Raw genomic sequence first — 25,635 nt, forward strand, 5'->3', positions numbered from 1 at the left:
TTTTCCTTCTTAAAAGTTAAACAATTCGATTAACTTGCAAGCGGTCAAATTACGTCATTTTTTGCAAAGTTTGATAAAAATTTCACCGCTTGTTGCGATTCTTTTGTTGTGAGTGTGCTTAGGGCTAAATATTCAAAATACGTTTGATTTCATCACGGTAGGCTTCGGCATCGCTACCAAAAATAGATTGAATCACTGCACCGGAGGTCACGACGCCTAACGCACCGACAGATTTAATTTTATCCCATTCTACAATGTCGGTATTTTTCACCTCCACCCGTAAGCGGGTAATGCAGGCGTAAACATCGACAATATTTTCTCGACCGCCAAGTGCGGCAATCACCACTAAGGCTTTATCGGTAAGGGTATTTGACATATTGGCTTCCTTTCGGCTGAAAGGGTGGGCAACCCCACCCCGTTTAACTTGAATGTTAGTAAAGAACACCTTTCGCTTCTTCGCTATCAATGTTTTCTTTCGTGACATAAACCACCCCGGTATCAATCACTTTTTCGACTTTCTCGCCTTTAATCAGCTTGCCGATGGTGTCCACGCCTTTATAGCCCATTTGGTAGGAAGATTGCACCACGATGCCGTCTAGTGTTCCGTCACGCACGAAGTTTTGTAGGTCGGAGTTTCCATCAAAGCCCACCGCCACAATTTTGCCGGCAAAGCCTTTTTGTTTCACCGCTCGTGCCATTCCTACCGCAGTCGGTTCGTTCGCCCCGAAGATCGCTGTAAGATCAGGGTTAGAACCTAACACGTCTTCGGTTTGGTTTAATGCTTTGGTCATATCCGAATCGGAGTAGTACGGGCCGACCAGTTTGTAATCGGCTTTTGCTTTGATTTCGTCAATAAAACCACCGGTACGCTCAATCGCAGAAGCTGCCCCTTGGGTAAAGCTCATCACTGCCACTTTGCCGCCTTTGACTTTGGCAAGCAGTTTTTCCGCCGCTAATTTACCTGCCGCACGGTTGTCGGTGGCAAGGAAAGATTGGTAGTATTTGCCGTCACTGTTGATGCCGGAATCGATAAGCACCACCGGAATGCCACTCTCATAAGCTTTTTTCACCGCCGGCACTAATGCTACCGGGTCTGAGGCGGCCAGTACGATGCCTGCCACGCCACGGTTTACTGCGTTATCCACCATATTCACTTGGGCGTCAATCGCTGTTTCGGCTTCCGGCCCTTGGAAGGTGACTTTGTATTGTCCTCCAATATCTTTGCCGGCAGTTTCAGCCCCTTTACGCACGTTTTGCCAGAAGGTAGAGTTGGCAGATTTCACAATCACAGCGATTTCATCAGATTTTGCCATTGCACTGCCTGCAAATAAGGTTGATAAACCAAAGAGGGTCGCAGTAAATAATGCTGATTTTTTCATTTTAATTCTCCTTTAAGAGTGGATTATTTTTTACCGGCTTTTTTGGATTGGCGGAGCTGGTCGAGAGAGACCGCCACGATAATCACAAGCCCGATGACAATCATTTGAACAAATGAAGAAACGCCATTCATATTCAAACCATTACGGAGTACCCCGATAATGAATGACCCGATGAGTGTGCCGGGGATAGTACCCACACCGCCCATAAGCGATGTGCCGCCCACCACAGCACTGGCAATCGCATCCAGCTCGTAAGAGACCCCTCCGTTTGGCTGGGCGGTGACGAGACGGGAAGCGAGGATAACGCCGGTTAAACCAGAGAGTAAACCGCTGGCAACATAGGCATAAATTTTGACGAGATTGGTTTTAATACCGGATAAGCGAGCGGCTTCTTCGTTTGAACCAATCGCATATAAATAGCGTCCGACTTTCAGCTTAGAGAGAGCAAAAGTGAACAGAATGGTGATGAAGATCATAATGATGACAGGGTATGGAATACCGGCAAACACCACTTTCGGCAAGCCGTTTGCCCCTTCTTCTACAATCTTAAACAATGCACCGTTACCAAGATTAGCGAAGGATTCCGGCATTCCGGAAACCGGTGCGGCATTGGTAACATACAGTGCCAAACCACGGGCAACCATCATCATTCCAAGGGTGGCAATAAACGGAGGCAGTTTCATTCGGGTGACTAAAATACCGTTGATTAAGCCACAAATGCCGCCAACCAAAATCCCCAAAATCATACCGAGCGGTACCGGCACGCCGGCATTGACAATCATCGCCGCTGCCACACCGGAGAGTGCTACCACCGAACCGGTACTTAAATCAATCCCGCCGGTTAAGATCACACAGGTTGCCCCGATACCGATTAACGCAATGGTAGAGGTTTGTAGCCCTACTGTCATAATATTATTGGAGGTAAAGAAGTATTCATTGGTAACGCTGAAAAAGATGATTAATAGTACTAAGCCAGCTAATGCGGCCATTTTGCGTAACATTTCTTTTTGTTTTTCATTCATTTTTCCACCCCATATTCACGAGCAAACATATTTTTAACACCGGTTGCATAATGCATAATTTCTTCTTGATTGGTTTTTTTCGTCTCCAGCATCCCTGTCATTCTGCCTTCACGCATCACAATGATACGGTCGGAAACCCCTAACACTTCAGGTAATTCGGAGGAGATGACGATAACGCCTACACCATTGGCAGCAAGTTCATCGAGCAGTTGGTAGATGGCATATTTTGCCCCCACATCAATCCCTCGAGTCGGCTCATCAAAAATCATCACTTTTGCTTCACGGAATAACCATTTCCCAATCACCACTTTTTGTTGGTTGCCCCCACTTAAATTTTGCACTTTCTGTTCAATGGTTGGGGTTTTGATCTCCATTTTGCCAATGAAGGTTTTTGAGGCTTTTTCTTCTTCCTCATAAGAAATCACGCCCATCGCATTGGCAACTTTATCCATAGAAGCCATCGTAATGTTTTCACGAATCGACATTCTTACCGCAACACCATTGAGCTTGCGGTCTTCCGACAAATAGGCAATGCCGGCTTTAATAGCATCACTTGGATCTTTAATGCTGACTTTGTGGTCGTGGACAAAAATCTCGCCACCGTCAAGCGGGTCTGCCCCAAAGATGGCTCGAGCCAGTTCGGTGCGTTTTGCCCCCACCAAGCCGGTAATGCCGAGAATTTCCCCTTTACGTAAGTCAAAGTTCAATGGTTCAAACACTCCCTTACGTTCAGCATTCATAATCGAGAGGATGATGTCGTTTGTCACCACAGCGGTTTTTGGTGGGAAATGGTTATCCAATGAACGCCCAACCATTTTGGTAATGATCTCATCCATCGTGATTTCATTGAATTTATGGTTAGAGACATAAGTGCCGTCACGGAAAATCGTAATATGGTTACAGATGCGTTTTAGCTCTTCCATACGGTGAGAGATATAGACAATGCTCACCCCTTTGGCACGCAATCTATCGACTAACTCAAACAATTTATCAATCTCTTTTTCGGTCAGGGCAGAGGTAGGTTCGTCCATAATCAACACTTCCACATCAAATGAAAGGGCTTTGGCAATTTCTACCATCTGTTGTTTTGCCACCGACAACATTCTCACTTCATCGTTTGGATCAACATCAATCTCAAAGAAATTCAGCAATTTAGCCGATTCTTCCACCATTTTGTCTTTATCCACTAAACCGTGTTTGAGTGGCTCACGGGCGAAGAAAATATTCTCTGCCACCGTTAAATGGGGAATGAGGTTCAGTTCTTGGAAAATCATACTAATGCCCGCTTTTTGTGCCTCTAATACCGACTCAAAGCGAACAGGCTGACCTTTATATATGATTTCACCTTCATCGGCTTGATATACGCCCAGCAAGCATTTCATCAAGGTGGATTTGCCAGCACCGTTTTCTCCCATTAATGCGTGAACTTCGCCCTTACGCAGCGTAAGCTCAACACCTTTTAACGCATTGACCCCCGCAAAGGATTTACTGATGTTTTTCATCGTGAGTATTACTTCATTTTGCATACTGCACTCCGTTTGTAAAAATTTTAAGAAATATCACCGCTTGTATGTTATTTATGGCAGGCTATTGTTCGCCTTCCACCCAAGAACCGTAGGATTTAAATTTTTCTAATACGATATCCATTTGTGCTTTATCTAAGGTTGGAATTGTTTTTCCGCTTGCCAATAGTTTCAAATACCACTCAGCAATCACTTCAACCTCGTGGGCGATGCCAAGTGCTTTGTCGAGGGTTTTATCTGCGGTGATTAAGCCGTGGTGAGCGAGTAAAATTGCTTTGCTGTGTTTAATGCCTTCACGCACATAGTCGGCTAATTGGTGAGTGCCGAAAGGAGCATAAGGCACGCAAGGAATATAATTGGTTCCGGTGCAGGCGATCATATAGTGAATGGCAGGGATAGGTTCGCCTAAAATAGACACTGCGGCACAGTTTTTCGCGTGATTATGAACTACCGCATTGAGTTCCGGACGGGCTTCATACACCGCTAAATGGAATTGCCATTCGCTTGAAGGGAGTTTACCCTCTTCGTGTTTGCCGTTGGCATTGACGAACACAATCGAATCTTCTGTCATTTCTTCATAAGGTGTGCCGGTTGGGGTAATCAGCATACCGTCTTGGTAACGTACACTCACATTCCCTGCCGTGCCTTGGTTTAACCCGAGTCGGGTCATTTCCAAGCAGGTGTCAATAATTTGTATTGAGAGTTGCTGTCTGTTCATTTTGAACTCCTTTTAATTTGTAAAAAAATTTGCTTTTTTGACCGCTTGTAATTGGTCATTAAGGCACCGGCGTGACGCCTTTTTTGATAATAATATTGCCGTATTTGGCAAGTTCGCCGGTGATGACCACCGCATAAGCCGATTTTGCACGTTCATAGAAAGCAAAGCGTTCTACCCGTTCTACTTTGGGGGTTGAGCCAATGACTTTTTTAATCGCATTGAGATAACGCTCTTCCACCGTTGGGTCTAAGCTATCGCCTGCCACCGCTTGCATCATCGCCAGTGGGGCTTCCACGTATTGGTCAAACTCAAATAGAGCAGAAATACCTTCTAATAAGGTTGCAACACTTAAACCATCTGCTCGAATCACTTTTGAATGGAGAGAATGGGCAGGGAAGTGGGCGTCAGAAAGCACCAATTCATCGCCGTGTCCCATTTCGGCTAAGATTTTTAATAATTCAGGTGAAATTGCCGGGTGAATACCTTTTAACATTGCAAACTCCTATTGGTAAAACACGCTATTTTCTGATGGATTGATCCGTTTTACATTGGGCTTCATTGCTCGTTGAGCCGCATTCGGGCTTTCAAAAATGCCGGCTCCGGCAAAGGTGAACATTGCTGCACCTAATACCGTACTTTCCGGAAAATCCACCACATCAATCGGGCGGTTTAGCACATCGGCACGGATTTGGTTCCATAACGCATTTTTAGAGCCGCCACCTACGCAAATTAGGCTTTCTGCATTAAAGTGACCGACTTGTTCTAACACGTCTAATCCGGCTTTTAATTGATATGCCATATATTCCAACGCCGCACGGTAAATTTCAGCACGGGAGCTGTGCATTGACAGCCCGAGAATCGAGCCGGTTTGACCTGTTGTGCCATCAAAATTGCCGACTAATTTCACACCGTTAGCCCCTGCCGGCACGGCTTGTGCTTCTTCAATCATTGTGCGGTAATAGTCTGGTGTATTGGCAACGTCAGCAAAGAAGCGTTTGCCAAACCATTCCACTACTCCCGAGGCGACCCATTGCACACCCGGGTTGAAGTAGCCCGATTGGCTGTCAAACTCAATGGTTAAGCCGTGTTGCACAAATTGCCATTCGGGTTTCGCTCGTGGAGTGCGAGCCATTAAAATTTCCCAAGTGCCGGAGCTTAAAACCGGTTGGTTGTAGCCTGCACCGGAGCCGAAAATCGCAAATTGGGTATCGTGTCCGCAAGAAATCACGGGAATTTGACCGCTTACACCGAAGGTTTCGGCAAGTTCCGGCGTTAAGTAACCCACTACCTCACCGGCACTTTTCATCGGTGGGAAATGGCTCTCGTTTAACCCCAGCAATGCCAGCACCTCACTATCCCAATGGTCATTTTCAATATTTGTCATCATTGATGTACCAGCCATTGTGCGGTCTGTGGTCTGCACTCCCGTCAGGCGGTAAGTCAGCATAGATGAGATAAATAAGAAACTGTGAGCTTGTTGGTAAATTTCCGGTTTGTTTTCTTTCAGCCACAATAATTTAAACAGCGTGTTAAAGCTGTAATGCCCGACCCCGTTGCGGCGATAGAGAGCTTCTACGTCAAGATAGCCGGGGAGGTTTTCCATCATCGGTAAGGTTCTCGGGCATTTCCACGAAATAATCGGATAGAGCTGTTTGCCGTGTTGATCGAATAACGTACCGTCCACGCCAAAGGTGGTTACGGAAATCCCCACAATTTCTTGACGTTGTTGTTCTGAAAGTTGAGATAATGTTTGTTTGGCACAGGTCATTAATTTCGACCAAATTTCCTCCATATCCCAAATATGGAACTCGGGGTTTTCCGCATCAGGTTGCGTGTTATTCGGTAAGTGATGTGCCGCCACAATTTCACCCGCTTGATTAATCGCAATCGTGCGAAGGTTAGTGGCACCACAGTCGAAGATAAGGGCGATAGACATAGGTTTTCCCCTTGTTTGTAGGGTGCATTTGCCAACGCACCACGCTTTACGTTGAACGGTGCGTTAGCAAACGCACCCTACATAAGCATTATATTATTTATACAGCGGGCCAAAATTCGCACAAGCACGGTAGTCTTGACCTTCTTTGTCTTGACCGAAACCGTTCCACGCACTTGGGCGGAATACGTCTTTATCTTCCACGTTGTGCATACAAACCGGAATGCGGAGCATTGAAGCGAGGGTAATTAAGTCTGCCCCAACGTGTCCGAAGGTTGCCACACAGTGGTTTGCCCCCCAGTTCGCCATTACGCTATACACATCGGTAAATGCCCCTTTTCCGGTTAAGCGAGGTACGAACCAAGTGGTCGGCCAGGTTTCGTTAGTGCGTTTGTTTAAAATCTCGTGTACGTTTTCCGGCAAGTCGATAGACCAACCTTCGGCAATTTGTAAAACCGGCCCGATACCTTTGATCAGGTTGATTCGGTGCATCGTAAACGGCATTCCGCCTTTGGTTAAGAATTGGGAAGACAAGCCACCGCCACGGAAATATTCGTGAACCGCCGGACACCAACGGGTGTGTTCTAAACAGCGTTTTCCGTCTTCTTCGGTCACTTCCCAAGCCGGTTTAATAGTTGGTTTGCCTGCTCTATCGGTATGCTGACCTGTTCCGTCTAACGCCGCAGAGCCGGAGTTGATTAAGTGGATAAAACCGCTTTTCGGACGCCAGCCGGTGACACGTTCTACCGAGTCTTCGCTCCAGTATGTCCGCACATCGGCAAAGATTTGTGCCTGACCGGTTAATAAATTACCGAACAACATATTCACGCCATTTAAGCTGTCGTTTTCAGTTGCCATAATGTATGGTGCGCGAACGCCGTTCCAGTCATAGGTAGAATTAAGAGTGGCTTCCATAAAATCACCGTTTGGCAAATGGTCTGTCCATTGGCGTTGCCCTTGGAAACCGGCAGCAATTGCATTATGCCCTAAGGCTTCTTCACCATAGCCTAGCTCTGCCAAGCGAGGATTACCCACCATTAAATCACGGGCAATCATGGTCATTTTCACCACGTCTTCCCAGAGTTTTTCACGCTCTTCCGGGTTACGCTGATTTTCCGGTGCGTTGACATCAATGCCTTCTTTGCAATAGGTTTTCACCCAGCTCATTGCTAATTTAAATTCTTCGGCATCGTAAATGTGGCGATCTAAACGGCGTTTAATTTCGGTCATATCCACATATTCGTTACGCATACCCAAATATTCTTGGAAGAATTGTTGGTTTACGATAGAACCAGCAATCCCCATTGAAACAGAGCCGATAGATAAATAAGACTTGCCACGCAAGGTCGCCACCGCAAGACCAGCACGGGCAAAGCGGAGTAATTTTTCACGCACATCGTCTGGAATAGATTGATCGTCCGCTTCTTGCACTTCCGTGCCGTAAATCGAGAATGCCGGCAAGCCAAGTTGGCTATGGCCTGCAAGAGAGGCTGCTAAATAGACCGCTCCCGGGCGTTCGGTGCCGTTAAAGCCCCAAATCGCTTTCGGCATATGCGGGTCCATATCAATGGTTTCAGAGCCGTAACACCAGCAAGGGGTTACGGTAATCACTGCACCCACATTTTCACGCTTAAATTTTTCTGCACAGGCAGCGGCTTCGGCAACGCCACCAATGGTTGAATCGGCAATCACGCATTCCACAAATTCACCGTTTGGGTGGCGGATTTCCGATTGCAATAAATTCGCTACGGCTTTCGCCATATTCATGGTTTGTTCTTCTAGGGATTCACGCACGCCTAAACGGCGACCGTCAATGGTCGGGCGGATACCAATTTTTACTGGAGTTGATTTGAGAGTTGTCATAGCGGGTTCTCCTGATTGGTTAAAAAATTTGCTTGCGGAATTTATTATGCATACACAATAAGTGTTATGAATAAAAATACGAAATTAGTTTAAAAATTGTGAATATGATCACAAAAATGATAGGTTTATTCAGAAAACTGATGAAAAAAGAATGCCCGATTTTGTCTTTTTTCTAACAAATCGGGCATATTCACCGAGTAAAATTAAAGAATGAGCTGAATGTGGTTCTCTAAGCAATAGCGTTGGAGTGTATTAGAGGGCATTTGATTAACAAATAGTTTATCAATACAAGACAGTGCTTCCATTTGGATTAAATCTTTACGCTCGAACTTGCTATGGTCAACCAATAGAAAGACTTGTTTGCTGTTTGCGATCAGTTTCCGTTTAAATGAGATATTAATTTCATTCGATTCCCAAATCGAATAGTCTGCAATCCCGGTGCAAGAAATGATCGCAATATCAATTTTTAAGCGAGACAGAAGTTGTTCTGAAAGTGGGCCATAAAACGCATCATATTTTTCCAAATAAATTCCGCCGGTAGCAATGGTTTTGATATGCGGTTTTTGGGAAAGGCTACGAATAATCCGCATAGAGCTACTCACCACCGTACAAGGGATATTGGGAAGCCGTTGAGCAACGTGCCAAGAGGTAGAACTTGCATCAAGAGCAATAACTGCTTCCGGTGGGAGGTGCAACAGAACATTCTCGGCAATATTGCGTTTTGCATCGCTATTGGTGCGTAACCGAGTACTAAATGAACGTCCAATATCTTTTTTCTTATGGCTTACCGCTCCACCGTGAGTGCGGTGCAAAAGCCCGTTTTTATCTAGCTTGTTTAAATCACGCCGAATAGTTTCAACTGAAACCGCACAATGTTCTGCCAATTCCTGTACACCGGCTTCATCAAATTGTTCCAAATAAGCGATGATTTGATTATGTCGTTGCTGCATACACTTTCCTTAGTCAATTTTTGCCTAAATTTAACCGCTTGTGGCGCACCTGTCGAGTAAACAAATTTTGTTTTTAGACTGCGATCACATTTTGTTGTTACAAGCGGTTATTTTTAGGGAACTTTTTGCAAAATTTGTAACTTATTTTGCAAAATTGGATTTCAGACTAATTGACAACCAATTTTAACTCTGTAAAATTCGCCTTGTTTTGGTGTTGAGAATTATTTTTAATATCAAAATTGGTAATCCTCTTAAATAATTTACCTCAAGGAATAACAGATGCAAAAATTCAAATTACTCCCTGTTTCTGCCGCAGTGCTTAGCGTACTTGCTGTTAACGCATTTGCTGAAACTACTTCAACCGATGTTGCTGTATTAGATACAGTTACAGTAACTGATAACCAAGGTTTAAAAGTTCAAACTAACGTTGTTACGACTCAGAAAAAAGATGAAAGTACCCAAACGGATTTACGTGGTTTGTTAAAAGATGAGCCGGCAATCAGCTTAGGAGGCGGTAACGGGACATCTCAGTTCCTTTATATTCGTGGTATGGGGCAAAACTCAATTGATGTGAAAGTGGATAACACTTACTCTGATAGCCAAATTCACTATCACCAAGGTCGCCATATGTTAGATCCTGCACTTGTAGGTACGGTTACAGTACAAAAAGGTGCGGGTAGTGCTTCAGCCGGTATCGGTCAAACCAATGGTGCGATTATTGCGAAAACCGTAGATGCATTAGATTTATTAAAAAATAGCGATAAAAACTTCGGTGCAAAATTAGGCACAGGTATCAGCACTAACCATGCTCACAATTTTAATGCGGCTGTGTATGGTAAAGGTGAAATTTTTGATGTGTTAGTGTCAGGTAGTCTAGTAAGAGACCGTAATTACAAAGGCGGTAAAGATTATGTGAACCACTTTGGTACAAACCGTGTACCATACAGTGCGTTAGATAAAAGTAGCTTCTTAGCGAAATTAGGTGCAACTCTTGGTGATCATCGCTTTGTATTAAGTCATTCTAATGAGCGACACGAAGGTGAGCGTTTAGTGCGTGAAGAGTTTGATACTGCTCCGGTGGGTACTCCGAATAACCGTGTTACTTTAGACAGACAAGCACCTGCAAACCGTAGAATGACTGTGCAAAGAACCAACTTAGAATGGACGGGTAAAAATTTAGGCTTTGCTCAAGAAGCAACAGCGAACGTTTACCAATTAGTTCAAGGCCGTTGGTCTGAAAATGATAAAGGCAATGGTTATGCAGGTGGTATTGATGGGCCAACCAAACTAAAAACGGTAACTCACGGTGCGAATGTTAATTTTGATTCAGCAGTACACGAGAATGTTTTATTGAAATACGGTGTGAACTATCGTCATCAAGAAGTTAAGCCACATGTAAAACTTAATCCGAATGTCGTTAATCAAGAGAAAACCGATACCGGTCTTTATGTTGAAGCAATTACTGCACCTATGGATAAAGTGACTTTCACGACAGGTGTTCGTTATGACCACTTCGACTTTAAAGCGATGGATGGTAAAAAACGTAGCGATGGTACTTTTAATCCAAGTGTGGGTATTATTTATGAGCCAATCCAACACTTAAGCTTAAGTGCAAGCCATAACTATGCAAGTCGTAGCCCTCGTATGCACGATGCTATTATGTCGCACGGTGCACGTGGTATGGTGACGATTGCAGATAACACCAAAGCAGAACGTGCAAGAAATACCGAAATTGGCTTTAACTATAATGATGGTACATTCAGTTTTGATGGTAGCTACTTCTGGCAACACATCAAAGATGCGTTAGGGACAACTAATGGTCGTGATAACCACGGTAATGCTGCACAAGCAATCGTAAACGGCGGTAAAATCAAGAACCGTGGTTATGAGTTAAATGCCGGCTACCAAAATAACGGCTTTACTGCTCGTATCGGTGTGGCACACAGCAAGCCTCGTTTCTATACAGAAACTTCTATGCAACGTAACCGCCAAGGTCAATTAACAGAAACCGCAGTATTAAGTAGCAATCCGGAATATGCATCAGCTATCGGTCGTACTTGGACAGCATCTGTAAGCTACCGTTTCGAGCAACCAAACATTGAGGTTGGAGTACACCACCGTATTGTTGAGAAAGTAAGACCTGAAGATAACTATTTTGTAACAGGTGGTACATTACAAACTAATACAGGCACAGGTAAAAAAGGCTACAATGTAACCGATATTACTCTTAACTGGAAACCGTTTAATGATGATAGTGTGAATGTGAACTTTGCTGTAGATAATGTAGCGAACAAACTGTATAATGCACACGGACAACGTGGTAATTTCCCTGCTCGTGGTCGTGAATTCCGTGCAGGCGTGAACTACACATTCTAATCTAATTTCATTTAGTCAAAACGCCCGAATTATCGGGCGTTTTTTTATGGCTTTACAAGTGGTTATATTTCAGTGATTTTTTGCAAAATCTATTCTGCAAACATTTCCTGTAAAATACCTAATAACTTGTGCAGTGTTTCAGTCTCTAATTCTCCAACTTTTTTCACTAAGCGTGCTTTATCTACCACCCTAATTTGCTCAGGTAGAATCAACCCTGACTTGCCTTGAAAATCCACAGGGATACGGAAAGGAGCCGGACGACTACCCGTTGTCATAGGTGCAATCAATGCTGTTCGTAGATAATCGTGTATTTCAGGTGGGGAGATAATCACACAAGGTCTGGTCTTCTGAATTTCACTGCCAATAGTCGGATCAAGATTAACAAGATAAATATCTCCTCTTACCATACCCATTCGTCCTCAATATCAACCGGAAAATCAAGTAACTGATCATCACCGCTTTCAGAAATCTGACGGGCAGCTAACGCCCAACCTTGTCGGGATTTTGGAGGAGCAGAAAGAATGATTTTATTATCTTTTACCTCCATTTCTAACTGATTGCCCAAACCGAGCTGTAATAAAACGGCTTTCGGAATAATGACAGCTTGCGAATTCCCCAGCTTTCGTAATGAAACTTGCATATTCTCTCCTTGGTTGTAATAACAAAGTTATTATATTGAAGTGTAAATACAAACACAAGCGGTGAGATTTCAGTGATTTTTTGCAAAGTGTTCATTAGTATCGAACAAATTTATTCGATACTAATGAATAAATATATCTAGCAGCAAACGGTTGCCAAAATATAGCAATCGTTTGCGTAATAAATTATAATCACTATAGTTTTTCATCTTAAATAGGAAAATTCCACTAATGACTATGCAAACCTTTCGTGGCTCACCGGCCTTATCTGCCTTCCGTATTCAACAACTTCTGCAAAAATTCCAACAAAATCAATTAGCTGTAAAATCAGTTTATGCGGAGTTTTTGCATTTTGTAGCGTTAAATCGACCGCTTGTAGCCGATGAAGAAAACAAAATCAAAGAGTTATTGCACTATGGTCCAACGCTGGAAGAACACGAGCCAACAGGGTTTTGCCTGATTGTTACCCCGCGCATCGGCACGATTTCCTCGTGGTCGTCTAAGGCAACCGACATCGCCCACAACTGCGGTTTGGCGGCAGTAGAGCGAATTGAGCGTGGCACGGTGTATTATCTAGAATTTTCTGAAATGCCTAATGAAAGCCAACTTGCGACGTTGAAAGGCTTGTTGCACGACCGTATGATGGAAACGGTGTTGGAAAGTGCCGATCAAGCCGAGCAACTTTTCGCTCAGCAAGAGCCGAAGCCGTTTACCAGCGTGGATATTTTAGGTGGTGGTCGTAAGGCGTTAGAAGATGCGAACGTGAATTTAGGCTTGGCGTTGGCGGACGATGAAATTGATTATTTGGTGAAAAATTTCACTCAACTTGGGCGTAACCCGAACGATATTGAGCTGTATATGTTCGCTCAAGCCAACTCGGAGCATTGCCGCCACAAAATTTTCAATGCGGATTGGACGATTGATGGGGTAAAACAGGAAAAATCCCTGTTTAAGATGATTAAAAACACCTTTGAGAAAACCCCGGACTATGTGCTTTCCGCCTACAAAGACAATGCGGCGGTGATGGAAGGCTCAACGGTCGGGCGTTTCTTCCCCGACCAAGACGGGCAATATCGCTATCATCAAGAAGATGCTCATATTTTAATGAAAGTGGAAACCCACAACCACCCGACAGCGATCTCACCCTTCCCGGGGGCAGCGACCGGTTCGGGCGGTGAAATTCGAGACGAAGGGGCGACAGGGCGTGGGGCGAAACCAAAAGCCGGTTTAACAGGATTTTCGGTGTCAAACTTAGTGATCCCAAACTTTGAACAGCCGTGGGAAAACCCGCTTTCTAAGCCGAATCGCATTGCCTCGGCGTTAGACATTATGATCGAAGGCCCATTGGGCGGAGCTGCTTTTAACAATGAATTTGGTCGCCCTGCGTTGTTGGGGTATTTCCGTACCTATGAAGAAAAAGTGAACAGTTTTGCCGGCAAAGAGATTCGAGGCTATCACAAGCCGATTATGCTTGCCGGTGGTATCGGCAATATTCGTGCCGAACACGTTCAGAAAGGTGAAATCCCGGTGGGGGCGAAACTCATCGTGCTGGGCGGCCCTGCGATGAATATCGGCTTAGGCGGTGGGGCTGCATCGTCAATGGCATCGGGTAAATCCAAAGAAGATTTGGATTTTGCTTCCGTTCAACGGGAAAACCCTGAAATGGAACGCCGTTGCCAAGAGGTGATCGACCGTTGCTGGCAGATGGGCGAGGAGAACCCGATTTTATTTATTCACGATGTAGGGGCTGGTGGTTTGTCTAACGCTATGCCTGAATTGGTGCACGATGGCGAGCGGGGCGGTAAGTTTGACCTGCGTAAAATCCTGTGCGATGAAAAGGGAATGTCGCCGCTTGAAATTTGGTGTAACGAATCGCAAGAGCGTTATGTGCTGGCGATCGCCCCTGAAAAGCTCGATATTTTCACCGCACTTTGCGAGCGTGAACGTGCCCCGTTTGCAGTGATTGGAGAGGCAACCGAGGAGAAACATTTAGAGCTTGCCGATCCGCATTTTGGCAATAAACCGATTGATTTGCCGATGAATGTATTGCTCGGCAAAACCCCGAAAATGCAGCGTGATGTTTCGTCAAAAAATGTGAAAAATCCACCGCTTGCAACCGACAATATTGAGCTTAAAGAGGCGTTCCACCGTGTGCTACGCTTGCCGGTAGTGGCGGAAAAAACCTTCTTAATCACCATTGGCGACCGTTCGGTCACAGGAATGGTGGCACAAGATCAGATGGTCGGCCCGTGGCAAATTCCGGTGGCGGATTGTGCGGTAACGACTGCAAGTCTGGACAGCTATTTTGGAGAGGCAATGGCAATGGGCGAACGCTCGCCTGTGGCATTGCTGGATTTCGCCGCTTCCGCTCGCTTGGCAGTTGCGGAAAGCATTACCAACATTGCGGCGACTAACATTGGCGACATTAAACGCATCAAACTTTCTGCCAACTGGATGTCGGCAGCTGGACACGAGGGAGAAGACGCAGGTTTATATGAAGCAGTGAAAGCGGTGGGCGAGGAGCTTTGCCCTGAGCTTGGCATTACCATTCCGGTGGGTAAAGATTCGATGTCGATGCGTACCACTTGGGAAGAGAATGGCGAACAAAAATCCGTGACTGCGCCGCTTTCGCTGGTGATTTCGGCATTTGCCCGTGTGGAAGATGTGCGTAAAACCGTCACCCCACAATTTCGCACCGATAAAGGCGACACTCGCTTGTTACTGATCGACTTGGGTGAAGGCAACAACCGCTTAGGGGCAACCGCCTTGGCTCAGGTATATAAACAGCTTGGCGACAAACCTGCCGATGTGGTGAATGTGGCTCGCTTAAAAGGCTTCTTCAACGCAATGCAAACCCTTGTCGCACAAGGAAAATTGCTTGCCTACCACGACCGCTCGGACGGTGGTTTAATCACCACACTGGCGGAAATGGCATTTGCAGGGAATTGCGGAATTTCGGTGGAAATCGACCGCTTGGGGGCAGACGATTTAGCCGTGTTATTCAACGAAGAACTGGGGGCAGTAATCCAAGTTCGCACCGAAGAATTGAGTGAAGTGCAAGCGGTGTTAAATGCCGAAAATCTTGCAAATCTCACCTTTGATATTGGTACAGTGTTTGATGGCGACAGCTTTGAAATTACCCGCAACGGCGAAACTGTATTTAGCCAAAAACGCTCCGAACTGCGTGGCATTTGGGCAGAACTCACTCATCAAATGCAACGTTTGCGAGACAACCCTGAATGTGCAGACCAAGAATTTGCAGCGAAAAAAGACCCGAATAACGAAGGCTTATCCGCATTTTTAACTTACGATGTGAACGAAGACATCGCCGCCCCATACATCAACAAAGGCGTAAAACCGAGCGTGGCGATTTTGCGTGAACAAGGCGTAAACAGCCACTATGAAATGGCGGCAGCTTTCGACCGTGCCGGTTTCAACGCTATTGACGTGCATATGTCAGACTTGATTTCGGGCAGACGCAACCTCAACGACTTCAACGCAATGGTGGCGTGCGGAGGCTTCTCTTACGGCGATGTATTAGGTGCAGGCGGCGGCTGGGCGAAATCGATTCTGTTCAACCCAATGCTGCGTGACCAATTCAGCCAATTCTTCGCCAACCCGAACACGTTAACCCTTGGCGTGTGCAACGGCTGCCAAATGGTCTCCAATCTTGCAGAAATCATTCCGGGAACGGAAAATTGGCCTCGCTTTGTGCGGAATAAATCCGAACGCTTTGAGGCACGGGTAGCGATGGTGAAAATTAACGAAACAAACTCTGTGTGGTTCGCAGGTATGGCAGGTAGCCATATGCCGATTGCGGTTTCGCACGGTGAGGGAAGAGTGGAGTTTAAAAATAGTGATCAGCTTCACAATCTGCAAAAACAGCATTTGATTGCTGCTCAATATGTGGACTACAATCTGAATCCAACCGAACAATACCCGGCTAACCCGAACGGCTCGGCATTAGGTATTACCGCCCTTACCAATACGGACGGAAGAGTAGCAATTATGATGCCACACCCTGAACGAGTGTTCCGAGCAGTGAGCAACTCTTGGGCTCCGGAAGATTGGACAGAAGATGGGGCTTGGGTGAGATTGTTTAGGAATGCGAGGGTTGGGTTGGGGTAATTCAAGATTAAAGGTAGCTAAACTAATGAGTATATTAAGTAGCTACCTTTCTTATGAAGAAGAATACATGATAGAAAAATCCCTCTAAATTTTGAATCTAGAGGGATGTAGGGTGGATTGGGTGCTAACACCTGAGATTCACTCATAATGTTAGGCCATATCCTATTATTTATAAGTATCACAATAGGTGATAAACTTCTTACATCATACACCTTTCTAAGAAAAATACAACATGAAAATAGACAAATACCATGATTTATCTGAATTTTCTCAATCGGAACGCTTTTTTTTATCTTGCTGGTATAATTTAGTACATGAATCATCGTTAGATTCATATAGAGTTCGAATAATGAACCCACTAAATATTACAGAGGAATTAAAACAAATCTTAACAGTATCTCATTCAAATAATGAGGATATTTTTCTTGTGTATGATGAGTTTATTTCTATAATTGAAAAGGATTTGTTTTTTAAGGAAACAAAAGATTCTAAGTTAATAATAGAGAGCATAAGTAAATCTATCATTAATAAAAGCAAACAGCCAATCGGGAAATCTTTTAAATTTGAAAAGAATAATATTGCCACAATATCATTTATTGATGAATTGATAATTAATATACATGAGAAGTATATAGATTTCTGTATTGAGTGGTTTATAGAGAATCTTAAAAATGACTTAACAAGAGAAATTAAAAGCAACATAAAGAATCAATTAAATCATTTTATTAGTTTTCTGATTCATAAGGGATATGACATTAAGACGTTAGTCGATTATTATAATAACATACTTACAAGGGATAAGAAAAAGTATTACAAGAAATTTATTGATAGGCTTAGGCTTTTGAAAAGAATAATATCTGGAAAAGATGATCAGAGAGATATTATATTTTGTATCTGCGGAAATAATAAATCTGATATAGATAACTTCCCGATAGAGTTTTTTAATGAAATAACAAATATAAACTTCTTTCGAGAGATTACTGATATTAAGACTTATTTGTCTAGTAAAGAACCTATTAGGGAATTAACAGAAGATAATGTATCTAAAATAGATTCTATATTTAATAGAAGAGATTATCAACATAAAATATATGTCCTGTTATCTATAAATGGTGTTGATGGTAAAGCAGCTGGTTTCAAAGCATACCAACAATTAAATAGTATTCTTGATTTAATTAGGTTTGAGTTTTTCGAAAGGTCATTATATATATCTGATTCTTTTGCTTTCCTACATACAAAGAAAATAATCGAACATAAAATAAATTTCTCCATCCCCAATCCTAAAGATGAATTTAATTTAGATGGTTTAAAATCTTTTTTAAGTAATTTCTTTTTGGCATTATTTAATTCGAATATATCTGAATCAACAAATATGCATATAACATCCGCACTACAATTTTATAGATATGGTAAGGATTCAAATAATCAGTTAAATAAATTAACAAATTGGTGGACGGCTCTAGAACACTTAACATCTCAAAAGAAAATAGGTAGTATAGGTGGTTGTATAATAGAAAATATTCCATTGATTTTATCTAAGTTGTATCTAAGTAAACATTTGTCATATATTAAGAAGGAGTTAGTTAGGTTTAATATAGAATTAAAAAGTGAATCTGGAGAAGATGTTTTATTAAAAGAGAAGAGTAATGCTGATTTTTTTAAGATTTTAAGAGATGATTTTTATAAAAAACAAATTGTAAACCATTTAAATGGTATTGACACTTACATTTCTTTCTGCATAGATTGTTTTATTGAAGATATCTTAGATGATAATAAGGTGTTTTCTATTTTATCTAAGCATAGGGATGTTATAGAAAAACAATTACAACGAATATATAGAACTAGATGTGATATTGTTCACAGTTCAAAGTCAAACATAAATACTGCATTGCTTTGTTCTCATTTAGAGTATTATTTAAAGGTTTTATTTAATCAGATTATATTATATTTCGGTAAAAGATCTTATATCAAAACATTAGATGAGTTTTTTAAACGTGAGTTTGTAGAGTTTGGTGATTTATTTGATGATAATGTTAAAGATAAATCTCTACTCTTAGAGAAATTGCTAACATTATAGCCCCCGATGGCACAAGCGTCTCGCTTGTGTCATCGTTATTCTTGCCCTTGCCTATCATTTGTTGTAAATCATTGTTTCCACAAATAACAAGCGGTCAGATTTTTGTGAAAATTTGCAAAGGCGGGATTATTTTTGCGATCTCCGTCGTAAAAATGGTATTGTGTGATGGTGATTTTATATGATCTGTTTATTCTTATTCCATTTAATTGGGGCAATGAGCCGAAAATATAAATGCCACGAAAAGAGCGGTGCCTATTTTTGAGTTTTATACAGTATATTGGATCGATATTTTATTCTTCAGGTTTATTTTTAAGTATATTTAAAAACCTTCTCCAATTCTTTCTATAATATTCTTCAATATAAGCTACAAATTCTAAATTACTCGTATTTTTGGTACAAACAGAACCCTCTGGGATAAAAAGCGCATTATTGGAATTATAATCGGAATCCATATAGCAACTACATATACCGATATGAGGGTTCTTTCTATTATTTAGTAATCTACCTTGTGCTCTTTCCATCAATGAGAGCGGTAATCGATCAATAAAACATTCTCTAAGTGAATGAAGAGTATCATTGTCTCCTACAGTGCCAAGCAGCATTTTTTCCCAAGTATGTGAAGGGCTTATATCTGACACAATAAAATGATAAATCGCTACATATGGGAAACCTATATCATATAGTCCTTGGGCTTGAGTAAAACCAAATTTCTTTGGTGATTTTCCTTGCTGTTCATATGATGCTCGTATAACTTTCGCTTCTATAGCAAGGGATTCTGAAAAGATAATATTCTCCTCAGTATAAGGAATGATTAAAATATCAATATCTCCCGGCTTATTTAAGTTTTGATGAAGTTCTTTAGAGGGGATAAGAATAGTCGCCAAAACGCCTTTATAGTCAGAGATATTAAAAAATGTAGGATGAGTTTTTCTTAAACACTCACCTAATAATCTCATATTAGCTATCAGTCTTAACAGCATTCCATTTTCATTATGATTGTTCATCCACTCTTTAGGACAAAAAAGAGGAGCATTACTAGTAAGTGGCTTAGTTTTATAGAGTTCCATTTGCTATTTTTAATTAAGCGATATGTATATTCTTCATACCATTAGGTAGAGGATATTTTAAACAGTTTTTAAGGTTTCGAGCAGTTGTGGTTGGAGACGAGCGCCATCTGAGGATAAGAGCGATCTCCAGCATTTTTGAATTTTTTCTGTTACAAGCGGTTTAATTTCCTCAATTTTTTGCAAAATTCTTTCAAAATCTTACTGCTTGCCTGTTTTTCGGCGTAGAATGACCAAACCCATTCAGTGGGAGTTCTTATTAGCCAATCCACGCCGTTCTCGTCAATGTCGGTTTTTCTGCAAAGTTTTTCATATTCTGCTGTTAAGTAGGGTTAGAGCTTTCTTGTATGAAGCAAACCGGAAATTATATGCAAAATCAGGGTGGAAAATTATCTTGTAAGGAGTCGCGATGAAAAAATATCTAGCTGGTTTAATGCTTGTTAGCCTAATTACTTTAATTTCCAAATGGATTTCTTTAACTACATTTGCACAGCACTTACACCTAAGTGCCTTAGTGCTGGCGATCTTATTGGGTTTTATAGTGGGGAATCTTGGCTATAAGCGAATAGAAAGGCAGGCAGCCGCAGGCGTGAATTTTGCCAAAGGTATGATACTACGTGCCGGTATTATTCTTTATGGATTTAATTTAACCTTGCAAGATATTCAATTGGTTGGACTCAATGCAATTGCAACTGATGTAATAATGCTAGTAAGCACTTTTATTATCACTTGCATTATTGGCATTTATTGGTTGAAGTTGGATAAGCAGCTTGTTTATCTTACTGCTACTGGTTGTAGTATTTGTGGAGCAGCGGCTATTTTAGGTGCGCAATCCGTCGTGAAGGCAGATTCACATAAAGTTTCGGTTGCGATTGCATTAATTGTGATTTTTGGCTCTATTGCGATGTTTTTATATCCTGCGTTATATCAATTGTCATGGGGTTTAAGCGACAACCAATTCGGGATTTATATTGGCTCGTCTGTTCATGAGGTCGCTCAAGTTTATAGTGCAGGCAACATGTTAAGTTCAGGGTTAGCGGATGTGGCAGTAATTAGCAAGATGGTTCGTGTAATTATGCTTGCTCCTTTTCTAATTTTTCTCTCCTTTTATTTGCAGCGTGACCAACAAGCCTCTCGTCCTTTTATGATGCCTTGGTTTGCTATTTTATTTATTGTGATGGCATTGATTAACTCTACTGGTTGGATAGTTCCTGAAATAGTGGTATGGCTTAGCCAGATTTCGGCAATTTTGTTAATGATGGCAATGGCAGCAATGGGGGTAACAACGCAACTTTCAACGCTAAAAAATGCCGGATTAGCACCGTTATTCCTTGGCTTTTTGATCTTTATTTGGTTAGTGATTGGCGGCTTTTTCGTAAATTATGCCATGCAATGGCTGTTTGGCTAACAAGTTAAATGTGGGTAGCGAAAGCGCATTTCCAGATAGTATTAGAGTTCCCTAATGGCGCTTATATTGTGAGTTTTGCAACCGTTTATTGGGTTGATGTATTTGTTGGAGATCGCTATTTCCAGACGATTATTGAAGCCTTGGATTTATTGCTACATTAAACTTCCATTACCAGAAATTGTCTTTATTATGGCTATTTCATTTTTATAAAGGAGACAATATGCGTGTTTTATTACTTAGTTTTTGTTTATTATTAACAGGTTGTATTGTGCCTGTTGGTACTACAGGGCAAGTTGGTGTACCTATTCCTATTTTTGTGGATACCTCAGCGCAGAGCCATGTTGGTTCTGTTTATGTTTGTACCTTAAAACCATTCACCAAAGAATATCGTAGTGAGCATACAAATAGAGGGATAGCGAAACTCAGTATACAGAAAAAATGCCAAGAAAATCACAATGCAATGTTTTGTGAAGAAAAGGATATTGTTTGTAAAACCTATGATTAGGTATATAAAGCTTTTGATTTAAGGAGTTATTATGCAACCCATCAACATCGCCATCGCCGGTGCCGGCTTTTCCAGCAAAGTTTTCCATATTCCGTTTTTTAAGCAAGATTCACGTTTCAATATTGTAAAGGTGTATGAGCGTACTTCTAACAATGCGGCAGAATGGTTGCCGAATGCGGAAACGGTGCGAGATTTCCACGCTCTTTTAACGCCTGAAATTGATTTAGTGCTGATTACCACGCCGAACCAAACTCATTATCAGATGGTGAAAGAGGCATTATTAGCTGATAAACACGTGCTGGTAGAAAAACCGTTGGTTGCAAGTGTAGTAGAAGCTCAAGAGTTGGCTGCCCTTGCTAAGCAACAAGGCAAGGTGCTTTATGTGTATCAAAACCGTCGTTGGGATAGCCATATCGCTACGGCAAAAAGTATTATTGAGCAAGGGCTATTAGGCGAGATTGTGGATGCGGAAATCCGCTTTGACCGTTATGCCAAAACCAAAAACTCGAAAGTTTGGAAGGAAGCCGGCGATAGAGGCACCGGCTTGGTATATGATTTAGGCGTGCATTTAATTGATCAAGCAGTTTATTTATTCGGCAAGCCACAGGCGGTGTATGCGGACGTACGTTACCAGCACGACGGTGCTTTAGTTGATGATAATTTTGATATCCAACTTTATTATGCCAACGGCTTTAAAATAGTCTTAAAAGCAAGTAAGTATGCCCGTGAGCCCAGCCCGACTTTTGTGTTGCACGGCAAGCTAGGCTCTTATGTGAAGCAGAATGCCGATAATCAGGAAGAGTTGCTAAAAAATGGAGTTCAGCCTGTGGGTGAATCGTGGAATGCCGAGCCACAAGAGGCTTGGGGAATTTTACACACCGAACTGGAAGGCAATGTGGTGCGCCAGCCTTACCCTAACAGCGTGGCAAGCTATCAAAATTTGGTCGATGATTTATACCAAGCCATCGCCCACAATGCAGAGCCAATCATAAAATTAGATGAAGTAATTTTTGTGCTAAGCGTGATTGAGAACGTGTTTGAAAGTGCAAAATCAGGGAGTAAAATTCAACTTTAACCATTGGGAGAGAATATGTCAGTATTGAAGAACGGCGTGTGGGTAGCCGATGATAAATTAGATAACATTGATACCATTCCCACTCAAATCACCCCTGAAAATGGGCGTTATCATCTCTATATTTCCTTAGCTTGCCCTTATGCTCACCGAGCTAATTTGGTGGTGAAATATTTAGGTTTAACGGGAATCTCAGTGTCTAGCGTTTCGCCCTATAAATTTGACCCTTGGGCGTTTGATGAAAATTTCCCAGACCCGCTGTTTGGAGTGCAAAATCTGTACGACATCTATTTAAAACACCAAGCGGATTTTTCCGGCAGAGCCACTGTGCCGGTGTTATGGGATAAACAAGCTCAGCAAATCGCCAGCAATACTTCCTTTGATTTAGCCTTAGATTTAGCTGAAAATTGGAATGCGTTGGCAACCAATAAGTACGAACTGGTGCCGCTTGACGAAAGGATGGAGATTATTGAGCTGAATCAATGGATTAGCGATCATATCAACGGCAAAATTTACCGTGTCGGCTATGCAACCGAACAAGCCAACTATGATAAGCTGGTGGCAGAATTGTTCAACGATTTCGCCGAATTAGACAGCCGATTGGCAAACAACCGCTACCTTTTCGGTGAAGAAATCAGATTATCGGATTTCTTCTTGTTCCCAACCTTGATTCGGTTTGAAGCAGTTTATTCCACCTTGTTTAAGTGCAGTGCCAAACCGCTTTCGGATTTTTCGAATTTATATCGCTATATGTTGGATTTATACCGTATTGAAAGCATAAGAGAAACTGTGGACGTAGCTTACACCCACACTAATTATTTCTACAGTTTTCCACAATTAAACCCTTCAAGAGTCGTGCCAAAACTCGCTAAGCTTGAGTGGCAATAATCGCAAGCGGTCGAATTTGCAAAAAAAAGTTGCAAATCTGACCGCTTGTTTTATTTTTTCTCCCCATTGCTTTTCCATTTTTTATTCGCTACTATGCGAGCCTATCCGTAGTTAGAATACTTAATATGTTAAGTTTTAACTGTTTTTTCACTCTAATAAGGATCATTTCAAATGAATAAACTTATTGCCTCTTTGGTGGCTTCAAGCTGTGCCACAGCTTTTGCTGCACCTGTTCAACAAAACAATTTCCATACCACTACCCACACTTACGAATTTACCCAATCTTACGATTTGGTTGTGCCAAAAGGCTCGTCCGGAACCACTAATTTATGGATTCCGTTGCCGTCTGATACCGATTATCAAACGGTGAAATCAATTGAGTTTGAGGGAAGTTATAAAAACGCCTATATCACAGAAAATAATGCTTACGGTGCAAAAACCTTGTTTGCCACTTGGGACGAAGATGCTCCAAAACGGGATATGAAAGTGACGTTAGTGATTGAAACACGAGACCGTGAGCCGATGGCACAAGGGGCGTTAAACAATTACCAAATGCCGGAGAAAATCACTTATTCTGTTGATGTACAGGAATATTTAAAAGCCACGCCACACATCAAAACAGACGGCATTGTGAAAGAATATGCCGATAAAATCGTGGGCAATGAAACAAATCCACTCAAAAAAGCAGAGCTGATTCACAAATGGATTGTGGACAATATGGAGCGTGATAATTCGGTATTAGGCTGCGGTGATGGCGATGTGGAGAAAATTCTCACCACCAAAGTGCTAAAAGGAAAATGTACCGACATCAACTCGGTGTTTGTGGCACTTGCCAGAGCCTCTGATATTCCCGCTCGTGAAGTATTTGGTATTCGTTTAGGGCAAGCTCACAAAATGGGGCAATATTCCAAAACGGCGTTTGGCAGTTCAAAAGAAGGGATTGCGAATGAGAACACCGGGCAACATTGCCGTGCGGAGTTCTATTTAGCCGGCTTCGGTTGGGTGCCGGTGGATTCTGCCGATGTGGCGAAAATGCGTTTAGCCGAGAAAAAAGACGTTGCTGATGCTGATGTTCAAACGGTCTCGAAATACTTATTCGGCAACTGGGAAATGAACTGGGTGGGCTTCAATCACGGACGTGATTTCGATTTATATCCACAACCGGAACTTACACCACTGAATAATTTTGGCTACCCTTATGCTGAGGTAGGTGGTGATCCGTTAAACTCGTTTGAGGCGAAAGAATTTGGCTATGAATTCATCTCTAAAGAGTTATAACAATAAATTCATCACAATGTGCATCACCGCTGTGGTTACGGCGGTGACCTCCACATTCTGTTGTATTGGGCCACTGGTTTATTTAGTGTTTGGCATCTCTTCCCCTTGGTTGATGGAGCTAAACCAACTGGAGTTTCTACAACTGCCGATGTTGCTGATTTCGCTCGCTGCGTTTGGCTATGGCTTCTGGTTGCTGAATTTTTCCAATAAAATCATCTGCACCAAATACTTCTCCCGCAGAACCCTGGTCATTTTGTATTGGGTAGTATTTGTGGTGGTGATCTTCTTTTTAACTTACCCTTATGTGTTGCCTTACATTTTGGAAATGTGGGGCGGAGAATAAAATGAAAAAATATATCGCAACGATGCTGTTGGCTTTTGGTTTGGTTCATTCAAGCTGCGCACAAGAAAAAACAGCTCAAATTGAAACGAAACAAGCAGAGAAAACCGTCGTCCTCCATATTCCGGAAATGTACTGCCAGCTCTGCGTTTATTTAGTCAATAAAGAACTACGAGCAGTAGAAGGTGTGATTTCCACCAAAGCCTCAATGAAAGAGCGAAAAGCGACTGTGGTGGCAAAAGAAAGTGTGGATAACCAAGCCCTGATACAAGCGGTCGGAAACCTCAAATATACTGCAAAAGTCATTGAATAAAACCAAAGCTCAAACATTGTTGTTTGAGCTTTTTTAATTTAGCCTTCCTTTTTTCCCCATCTAATATTCAAACTTCACTTTTGTTTTTGATTTAAAATGAAAAAATAATTTATTTTGAAAGTTATTTATCATTTTGTGATCGCTGTCACAGTTTTTAAAA

22 protein-coding genes are annotated in these 25,635 nt (G+C 42.2%); 10 read left to right on the forward strand and 12 right to left on the reverse strand.

The window, feature by feature from the left end; translation table 11 throughout:
- Positions 1-124: 124 nt before the first annotated feature.
- From ACJ7Z2_RS02785 to ACJ7Z2_RS02825, 9 genes are all read right to left on the reverse strand, one after another.
- Positions 125-376 (reverse strand): PTS transporter subunit EIIB, encoded by a 252-nt coding sequence (locus ACJ7Z2_RS02785; RefSeq protein ID WP_021279689.1) that lies wholly within the window; start codon positions 374-376, stop codon positions 125-127.
- Between the two features lie 55 nt (positions 377-431).
- Positions 432-1,379 (reverse strand): ABC transporter substrate-binding protein, encoded by a 948-nt coding sequence (locus ACJ7Z2_RS02790; RefSeq protein ID WP_126301434.1) that lies wholly within the window; start codon positions 1,377-1,379, stop codon positions 432-434.
- 23 nt (positions 1,380-1,402) lie between these two features.
- Positions 1,403-2,401, reverse strand: coding sequence for an ABC transporter permease (locus ACJ7Z2_RS02795; RefSeq protein ID WP_126301435.1), 999 nt, complete (start codon positions 2,399-2,401; stop codon positions 1,403-1,405).
- Positions 2,398-3,927, reverse strand: a complete 1,530-nt coding sequence (locus tag ACJ7Z2_RS02800) for a sugar ABC transporter ATP-binding protein (protein ID WP_409500715.1) — start codon at positions 3,925-3,927, stop codon at positions 2,398-2,400. Before ACJ7Z2_RS02800 ends, ACJ7Z2_RS02795 begins: the two co-directional genes overlap by 4 nt.
- 61 nt (positions 3,928-3,988) lie before the next feature.
- Entirely contained in the window at positions 3,989-4,642 is a 654-nt protein-coding gene (locus ACJ7Z2_RS02805) for an L-fuculose-phosphate aldolase (protein WP_409500716.1), read from the reverse strand.
- Between the two features lie 58 nt (positions 4,643-4,700).
- A complete protein-coding gene (fucU, locus tag ACJ7Z2_RS02810) occupies positions 4,701-5,135 on the reverse strand; it encodes an L-fucose mutarotase (protein WP_154703647.1) in 435 nt (144 codons plus the stop codon).
- Positions 5,136-5,144: 9 nt separating this feature from the next.
- A complete protein-coding gene (gene fucK, locus ACJ7Z2_RS02815) occupies positions 5,145-6,578 on the reverse strand; it encodes an L-fuculokinase (protein ID WP_409500717.1) in 1,434 nt (477 codons plus the stop codon).
- Between the two features lie 93 nt (positions 6,579-6,671).
- Positions 6,672-8,438: an L-fucose isomerase gene (gene fucI, locus ACJ7Z2_RS02820; RefSeq protein WP_409500718.1), complete on the reverse strand. Its 1,767-nt coding sequence runs from the start codon at positions 8,436-8,438 to the stop codon at positions 6,672-6,674.
- A gap of 203 nt (positions 8,439-8,641) precedes the next feature.
- Positions 8,642-9,388, reverse strand: coding sequence for a DeoR/GlpR family DNA-binding transcription regulator (locus ACJ7Z2_RS02825; protein ID WP_409500719.1), 747 nt, complete (start codon positions 9,386-9,388; stop codon positions 8,642-8,644).
- 279 nt (positions 9,389-9,667) lie between these two features.
- Here ACJ7Z2_RS02825 and ACJ7Z2_RS02830 point away from each other — a divergent pair, with 279 nt between their 5' ends.
- Positions 9,668-11,764 (forward strand): TonB-dependent receptor domain-containing protein, encoded by a 2,097-nt coding sequence (locus ACJ7Z2_RS02830; RefSeq protein ID WP_409500720.1) that lies wholly within the window; start codon positions 9,668-9,670, stop codon positions 11,762-11,764.
- An 89-nt stretch (positions 11,765-11,853) separates the two neighbouring features.
- Here the strand turns inward: ACJ7Z2_RS02830 and ACJ7Z2_RS02835 are convergent, their stop codons facing one another.
- Together ACJ7Z2_RS02835 and ACJ7Z2_RS02840 are read right to left on the reverse strand one after the other, a co-directional pair.
- Entirely contained in the window at positions 11,854-12,177 is a 324-nt protein-coding gene (locus tag ACJ7Z2_RS02835) for a type II toxin-antitoxin system PemK/MazF family toxin (protein ID WP_126301443.1), read from the reverse strand.
- Positions 12,165-12,404, reverse strand: coding sequence for an AbrB/MazE/SpoVT family DNA-binding domain-containing protein (locus ACJ7Z2_RS02840; RefSeq protein WP_126301444.1), 240 nt, complete (start codon positions 12,402-12,404; stop codon positions 12,165-12,167). The genes ACJ7Z2_RS02835 and ACJ7Z2_RS02840 overlap by 13 nt, the downstream gene beginning before the upstream one ends.
- Before the next feature lie 229 nt (positions 12,405-12,633).
- Here ACJ7Z2_RS02840 and purL point away from each other — a divergent pair, with 229 nt between their 5' ends.
- Positions 12,634-16,530, forward strand: a complete 3,897-nt coding sequence (gene purL / locus ACJ7Z2_RS02845; RefSeq protein WP_409500721.1) for a phosphoribosylformylglycinamidine synthase — start codon at positions 12,634-12,636, stop codon at positions 16,528-16,530.
- Between the two features lie 349 nt (positions 16,531-16,879).
- Positions 16,880-18,607: a hypothetical protein gene (locus ACJ7Z2_RS02850; RefSeq protein ID WP_409500722.1), complete on the forward strand. Its 1,728-nt coding sequence runs from the start codon at positions 16,880-16,882 to the stop codon at positions 18,605-18,607.
- A 290-nt stretch (positions 18,608-18,897) separates the two neighbouring features.
- Here ACJ7Z2_RS02850 and ACJ7Z2_RS02855 read toward each other — a convergent pair whose 3' ends face one another.
- Positions 18,898-19,674, reverse strand: coding sequence for a hypothetical protein (locus tag ACJ7Z2_RS02855; protein WP_409500723.1), 777 nt, complete (start codon positions 19,672-19,674; stop codon positions 18,898-18,900).
- A 406-nt stretch (positions 19,675-20,080) separates the two neighbouring features.
- Here ACJ7Z2_RS02855 and ACJ7Z2_RS02860 point away from each other — a divergent pair, with 406 nt between their 5' ends.
- From ACJ7Z2_RS02860 to ACJ7Z2_RS02890, 7 genes are all read left to right on the forward strand, one after another.
- Entirely contained in the window at positions 20,081-21,079 is a 999-nt protein-coding gene (locus ACJ7Z2_RS02860) for a YeiH family protein (RefSeq protein WP_409500724.1), read from the forward strand.
- Between the two features lie 220 nt (positions 21,080-21,299).
- Complete coding sequence (locus ACJ7Z2_RS02865) at positions 21,300-21,584, forward strand: hypothetical protein (protein ID WP_409500725.1); 285 nt, start codon at positions 21,300-21,302, stop codon at positions 21,582-21,584.
- Between the two features lie 31 nt (positions 21,585-21,615).
- Entirely contained in the window at positions 21,616-22,659 is a 1,044-nt protein-coding gene (locus ACJ7Z2_RS02870) for a Gfo/Idh/MocA family oxidoreductase (protein ID WP_409500726.1), read from the forward strand.
- A gap of 15 nt (positions 22,660-22,674) precedes the next feature.
- Positions 22,675-23,544, forward strand: a complete 870-nt coding sequence (locus tag ACJ7Z2_RS02875) for a glutathione S-transferase C-terminal domain-containing protein (protein WP_409500727.1) — start codon at positions 22,675-22,677, stop codon at positions 23,542-23,544.
- Between the two features lie 171 nt (positions 23,545-23,715).
- Complete coding sequence (locus tag ACJ7Z2_RS02880) at positions 23,716-24,822, forward strand: transglutaminase-like domain-containing protein (protein WP_409500728.1); 1,107 nt, start codon at positions 23,716-23,718, stop codon at positions 24,820-24,822.
- Positions 24,797-25,165 carry a mercuric transporter MerT family protein gene (locus ACJ7Z2_RS02885; protein WP_409500729.1) on the forward strand — a complete coding sequence of 123 codons (369 nt, stop codon included), beginning with the start codon at positions 24,797-24,799 and terminating at the stop codon, positions 25,163-25,165. The genes ACJ7Z2_RS02880 and ACJ7Z2_RS02885 overlap by 26 nt, the downstream gene beginning before the upstream one ends.
- A gap of 1 nt (position 25,166) precedes the next feature.
- The gene (locus ACJ7Z2_RS02890) at positions 25,167-25,475 is read left to right on the forward strand and encodes a heavy-metal-associated domain-containing protein (protein ID WP_409500730.1); all 309 of its coding nucleotides are present in this window, start codon (positions 25,167-25,169) and stop codon (positions 25,473-25,475) included.
- Positions 25,476-25,635: the final 160 nt, after the last annotated feature.

This window comes from Mannheimia glucosida (assembly GCF_046267875.1).
Lineage (GTDB): Bacteria > Pseudomonadota > Gammaproteobacteria > Enterobacterales > Pasteurellaceae > Mannheimia > Mannheimia glucosida.

Excerpts from the sequence above, each read along its gene's own strand:
- ACJ7Z2_RS02785 (WP_021279689.1), bottom strand. The coding sequence starts at position 376 with ATGTCAAATACCCTTACCGATAAAGCCTTAGTGGTGATTGCCGCACTT.
- ACJ7Z2_RS02790 (WP_126301434.1), bottom strand. The coding sequence starts at position 1,379 with ATGAAAAAATCAGCATTATTTACTGCGACCCTCTTTGGTTTATCAACC.
- ACJ7Z2_RS02795 (WP_126301435.1), bottom strand. The coding sequence starts at position 2,401 with ATGAATGAAAAACAAAAAGAAATGTTACGCAAAATGGCCGCATTAGCT.
- ACJ7Z2_RS02800 (WP_409500715.1), bottom strand. The coding sequence starts at position 3,927 with ATGCAAAATGAAGTAATACTCACGATGAAAAACATCAGTAAATCCTTT.
- ACJ7Z2_RS02805 (WP_409500716.1), bottom strand. The coding sequence starts at position 4,642 with ATGAACAGACAGCAACTCTCAATACAAATTATTGACACCTGCTTGGAA.
- fucU (WP_154703647.1), bottom strand. The coding sequence starts at position 5,135 with ATGTTAAAAGGTATTCACCCGGCAATTTCACCTGAATTATTAAAAATC.
- fucK (WP_409500717.1), bottom strand. The coding sequence starts at position 6,578 with ATGTCTATCGCCCTTATCTTCGACTGTGGTGCCACTAACCTTCGCACG.
- fucI (WP_409500718.1), bottom strand. The coding sequence starts at position 8,438 with ATGACAACTCTCAAATCAACTCCAGTAAAAATTGGTATCCGCCCGACC.
- ACJ7Z2_RS02825 (WP_409500719.1), bottom strand. The coding sequence starts at position 9,388 with ATGCAGCAACGACATAATCAAATCATCGCTTATTTGGAACAATTTGAT.
- ACJ7Z2_RS02830 (WP_409500720.1), top strand. The coding sequence starts at position 9,668 with ATGCAAAAATTCAAATTACTCCCTGTTTCTGCCGCAGTGCTTAGCGTA.
- ACJ7Z2_RS02835 (WP_126301443.1), bottom strand. The coding sequence starts at position 12,177 with ATGGGTATGGTAAGAGGAGATATTTATCTTGTTAATCTTGATCCGACT.
- ACJ7Z2_RS02840 (WP_126301444.1), bottom strand. The coding sequence starts at position 12,404 with ATGCAAGTTTCATTACGAAAGCTGGGGAATTCGCAAGCTGTCATTATT.
- purL (WP_409500721.1), top strand. The coding sequence starts at position 12,634 with ATGACTATGCAAACCTTTCGTGGCTCACCGGCCTTATCTGCCTTCCGT.
- ACJ7Z2_RS02850 (WP_409500722.1), top strand. The coding sequence starts at position 16,880 with ATGAACCCACTAAATATTACAGAGGAATTAAAACAAATCTTAACAGTA.
- ACJ7Z2_RS02855 (WP_409500723.1), bottom strand. The coding sequence starts at position 19,674 with ATGGAACTCTATAAAACTAAGCCACTTACTAGTAATGCTCCTCTTTTT.
- ACJ7Z2_RS02860 (WP_409500724.1), top strand. The coding sequence starts at position 20,081 with ATGAAAAAATATCTAGCTGGTTTAATGCTTGTTAGCCTAATTACTTTA.
- ACJ7Z2_RS02865 (WP_409500725.1), top strand. The coding sequence starts at position 21,300 with ATGCGTGTTTTATTACTTAGTTTTTGTTTATTATTAACAGGTTGTATT.
- ACJ7Z2_RS02870 (WP_409500726.1), top strand. The coding sequence starts at position 21,616 with ATGCAACCCATCAACATCGCCATCGCCGGTGCCGGCTTTTCCAGCAAA.
- ACJ7Z2_RS02875 (WP_409500727.1), top strand. The coding sequence starts at position 22,675 with ATGTCAGTATTGAAGAACGGCGTGTGGGTAGCCGATGATAAATTAGAT.
- ACJ7Z2_RS02880 (WP_409500728.1), top strand. The coding sequence starts at position 23,716 with ATGAATAAACTTATTGCCTCTTTGGTGGCTTCAAGCTGTGCCACAGCT.
- ACJ7Z2_RS02885 (WP_409500729.1), top strand. The coding sequence starts at position 24,797 with ATGAATTCATCTCTAAAGAGTTATAACAATAAATTCATCACAATGTGC.
- ACJ7Z2_RS02890 (WP_409500730.1), top strand. The coding sequence starts at position 25,167 with ATGAAAAAATATATCGCAACGATGCTGTTGGCTTTTGGTTTGGTTCAT.